Raw genomic sequence first — 4,056 nt, 5'->3', positions numbered from 1 at the left:
AGCTCGGCGCCGCCGCGCGCCGCGGCGGTGGACGCAACGATCCCGCCGAGCCAGGCCGCGGGTGCGCTCCCCTGGCAGCCGTACAGCGCGGCGGCGCTCGAGGCGCTGCGCGACAGCGGTCGCGTCGTGCTGCTCGACTTCACGGCCGACTGGTGTCTCACCTGCAAGGTGAACGAGCGCGTCGCCTTCGGCTCGGACACGGTCCGCGCGTCGCTGCGCGCGCACGACGTCGCGCTCCTCCGCGCCGACTGGACGACGCGCGACCCGTCAGTCACGCGCGCCCTCGCGGCGTTCAGTCGCAACAGCGTGCCGTTCGTCGTGCTCTATGGCCGCGACCGCGCCGCGGCGCCGGCCGTCCTCCCGACGCTCCTCACGCCGGGGATCGTCACGCGTGCGCTGGACGCCGCCGCGGCCGGCCGCGCGCCCACTCCTTCCGCGGCGCCCGCACGCTGACCGCCGCGGCCGCGCCCGACTCCACCCCTTCATCCCCTCGCACCCAGGAACCGCACCATGTCTCTCTCGAAGCGACTCCCGATCAAGCCCCTCCTCCTCGGCGTCGGCGCCATCGCACTCGCCGCGGTGGCGGTTGCCGCCGCGACCGACGACACCGACACCGGCGCGCCGACGAGCGCCGACCTGAGTGCGGCGGCACCGAAGGTCGGCGCGCCCGCTCCGGCGTTCGCCGCGGTCGACACGCGCGGCGCCTCGCACTCGCTCGAGGCCTACCGGGGCCAGTGGGTCGTGCTCGAGTGGGTCAACCACGACTGCCCGTACACGAAGAAGCACTACAAAGCCGTCGACGGCCGTCCCGGCAACACCCAGGCGATGCAGCGCGACTACGCGAACCGCGTCGTGTGGCTCTCGGTCGTCTCCTCCGCGCCCGGAAAGCAAGGCTTCACGACGGCGGCGGAGGCGGACCGGCTGACGCGCGAGAAGGGCGCGGCGCCGACCGGCGTGGTCCGCGACACGGCCGGCACGCTGGGGCGGCTCTACGGCGCGCGGAACACGCCCCAGTACGCGATCATCGACCCGCAGGGGGTGCTGCGGTACGCGGGCGCCATCGACGACAAGCCGTCGTCCAAGGCCAAGGACATCGCGGGGGCGACGAACTACGTCCGCGCCGCGCTCGACGCCGGCCTCGCGGGGAACTCCATCGCGGTCGCGCAGACGCAGCCCTACGGCTGCGACGTGAAGTACTGAGCGTGCCTGACGCCCGACACGCCGAAGGCAACCACCTGACGCCCGGCGACGTCGTATTCATCGGCTGGTCGTGCGGAATGCGGCGAAACATCATCAAGGGAGCTGGCAGATGAAGACGACGAAGGCACTCTTCGCTGGCGCGACGGTGGCCGCCTCCGCGCTGCTCTGGGCGGCCTGCACGCACGGCGCGCAGCGCGCCCCCGGCGGGACGACGATCGATCGCGACGACATCGCGGGGGTGGTGACGGGGGCGAGCGGCCCCGAGGCGGGGGTGTGGGTGATCGCCGAGACCTCCGACCTCCCGACGAAGTTCGCCAGGATCGTGGTAACCGACGACCAGGGGCGCTACCTCCTCCCCGACCTGCCGCAGGCGAGCTACGACGTCTGGGTGCGTGGGTACGGGCTGGTAGACTCGCCGAAGCAGCGGGCGGAGCCCGGGACGACGCTGAACCTGCAGGCGACCCCCGCGCCGAATCCGCGCGCCGCGGCGGAGTACTACCCGGCCGGGTACTGGTTCTCGCTGATCAAGGTCCCGGCCGAGAGCGAGTTCCCCGGCACCGGCCCGGAGGGGAACGGGATCAACCCGAACTTCAAAAGCCAGGCGGAGTACGTCCGGTTCGTGAAGAACAACGCCTGCCTGGGCTGCCATCAGATGGGGAGCGAGGGGACGCGCGAGCTGCATCCCGCGCTCGGCAACTTCGACTCCTCCGTGAAGGCGTGGGAGCACCGGCTGAAGGTCGGCCAGGTCGGAGGTGCGATGATCTCCATGGTGCACGCGATGGGCGCGCCGCGCACGCTGCGGATGTTCGCCGACTGGACCGACCGGATCGCGGCGGGCGAGGTCCCGCCCACGCCGCCCCGCCCGCAGGGGATCGAGCGGAACGTCGTCATCACAATGTGGGACTGGGCCGATCCGAAGGCGTACCTGCACGACCTGGTCTCCACCGACCGCCGCAATCCCACCGTCAACGCCAACGGCCCGGTCTACGCCGTGCTCGAGGCGAGCGCCGACTACATGCCCGTGCTCGACCCGAAGACCCATACGGCGAGCCGGATCCCGGTGACGGTCCGCGACCCGAGCACCCCGCTCGCGGCGCCGGCGGAGGTCGCGGTCCCCTCGCCGTATTGGGGAACCGAGGCGATCTGGACCAGCCGGGCGAACGTGCACAACCCGATGCTCGACGAGAAGGGGCGCGTCTGGATCACCTCCAGGGTTCGTCCGCCGGCCAACCCGGCCTTCTGCAAGGAGGGGTCGAGCCATCCGTCGGCCCGCCTCTTCCCGCTCAACAACTCGGGCCGCCACCTGGCGGTGTACGACCCGGGGACGAAGGAGATGAAGCACGTCGGCACCTGCTTCGGCACCCACCACCTGATGTTCGCCGAGGACGCCAACAGCACCCTCTGGATGAGCGGCGGCGGGCCGGTGGTGGGGTGGTTCAACACCAGGCTGTGGGACGAGACGGGCGACGAGGAAAGGGCGCAGGGATGGACCGCGCTGGTCCTGGACACCAACGGGAACGGCCGCCGCGACGAGTACGTGGAGCCGAACGCGCCCCTGGATCCCAGCAAGGACAAGCGCATCAGCACCGGGCAGTACGGAGGCGGGGTGTACGCGCTGGCGCCGGCGCCGGACGGATCGGTGTGGGGGACGACGTTCGGGTTCCCCGGCGCGATCATCCGGCTGAGCCCCGGCTCGAACCCGCCGCACACCGCGCTCACCGAGGTCTTCGAGGTGCCGTGGGACAACCCGGCCGTCGCGAACCAGGGCTTCTCCCCGCGCGGCGGCGACGTGGACCGGAACGGCGTGTACTGGGCCGCCCTGGCGAGCGGGCACATGGCCAGCTTCGACCGGCGCAAGTGCCGCGGTCCGCTGAACGGCCCCACCGCCACCGGCCAGCACTGCCCGGAGGGGTGGACCTTCTACGCCGAGCCCCTCCCGCAGCTCGGCAACGTCACCAGCCCGGGGAGCGGCGAAGGGAGCTACTACACCTGGGTGGACCAGTTCAACACGCTCGGGCTCGGCGCGAACGTGCCGATCAACACCGGGAACCAGTCCGAGGGGCTCCTCGTCCTCAAGGACGGGAAGTGGGTCGTCCTGCGCGTCCCCTACCCGATGGGATTCTACACCAAGTGGCTGGACGGCCGCATCGACGACCCGGACGCCGGCTGGAAGGGGCGCGGTCTCTGGGCCTCCGTCAGCACCCGCACCCCCTTCCACATGGAGGGCGGCAAGGGGACCACCAGCAAGGCGATCAAGTTCCAGCTCCGGCCGCATCCGCTGGCCAGGTAGTGCGACGTGCGAAGGGGATCGGATACCGTCCGGTCATTCCTCCCGCGACGCAGCGTTGGGTCGAATTGCCAACAGGATCCATCCATTTGTCCACGCGGGCGCACCACGGAGACCGGGAGAAGAGCGTCCTACGGGCGGGAGGCGGGGCGGCGGGGGAGCACGGGACGTCCGGGGAGGAGCCAGAGCAGGGACGAGAGCGCGTACACCTCCTGCCCCGCCCCCACCAGCGGCGGCACCACGACCAGCGCGGCCCAGAGCAGCGCCAGCCCCCCGGCCCGCGCACGCGCGTGGCGGAGCGACTTCGCCTCCGCCCTGCGCTCCGCCAGCGCGGTGAGGTCGCCCCGCTGGAGGCTGGCCTCCAGCAGGTTGTCGTTGTGGGTCTTCTCCGCCGCGGCGAGCCCGGCGCGGAGGAGCGCCGCCAGGAGGCGGCCGAGGAGCGCGAGCAGCCCCGCGGCGGCGGCGAGGAAGAGGAGCAGGCTCAGCAGGACGACCACGCGCGCGATCCGGGTCCGGTGAAAGGAGCGGGAGAACGGGCTCCCGAACGGACGACGCGGGGCCGCTCCGGC

The 4,056-nt window shown here is 72.2% G+C and carries 4 protein-coding genes; 3 read left to right on the top strand and 1 reads right to left on the bottom strand.

Annotated elements, in window-relative coordinates; translation table 11 throughout:
- The 3 genes from VGR37_17275 to VGR37_17265 all read left to right on the top strand — a co-directional run.
- Positions 1-453 (top strand): thioredoxin family protein (locus VGR37_17275; protein ID HEV2149163.1); only part of this gene is annotated, 453 nt, incomplete at its 5' end.
- A gap of 57 nt (positions 454-510) precedes the next feature.
- Positions 511-1,200: a redoxin domain-containing protein gene (locus VGR37_17270; protein ID HEV2149162.1), complete on the top strand. Its 690-nt coding sequence runs from the start codon at positions 511-513 to the stop codon at positions 1,198-1,200.
- Positions 1,201-1,309: 109 nt separating this feature from the next.
- Complete coding sequence (locus VGR37_17265; protein HEV2149161.1) at positions 1,310-3,490, top strand: carboxypeptidase-like regulatory domain-containing protein; 2,181 nt, start codon at positions 1,310-1,312, stop codon at positions 3,488-3,490.
- Positions 3,491-3,618: 128 nt separating this feature from the next.
- Here the strand turns inward: VGR37_17265 and VGR37_17260 are convergent.
- The coding region (locus VGR37_17260) for a hypothetical protein (GenBank protein HEV2149160.1) at positions 3,619-4,056 on the bottom strand (438 nt) is incomplete at its 5' end.

It is taken from the genome of Longimicrobiaceae bacterium (genome assembly GCA_035936415.1).
Lineage (GTDB): Bacteria > Gemmatimonadota > Gemmatimonadetes > Longimicrobiales > Longimicrobiaceae > JAFAYN01.
This window is presented reverse-complemented; position numbering and strand designations above follow the sequence as displayed.

Excerpts from the sequence above, each read along its gene's own strand:
- VGR37_17270 (HEV2149162.1), top strand. The coding sequence starts at position 511 with ATGTCTCTCTCGAAGCGACTCCCGATCAAGCCCCTCCTCCTCGGCGTC.
- VGR37_17265 (HEV2149161.1), top strand. The coding sequence starts at position 1,310 with ATGAAGACGACGAAGGCACTCTTCGCTGGCGCGACGGTGGCCGCCTCC.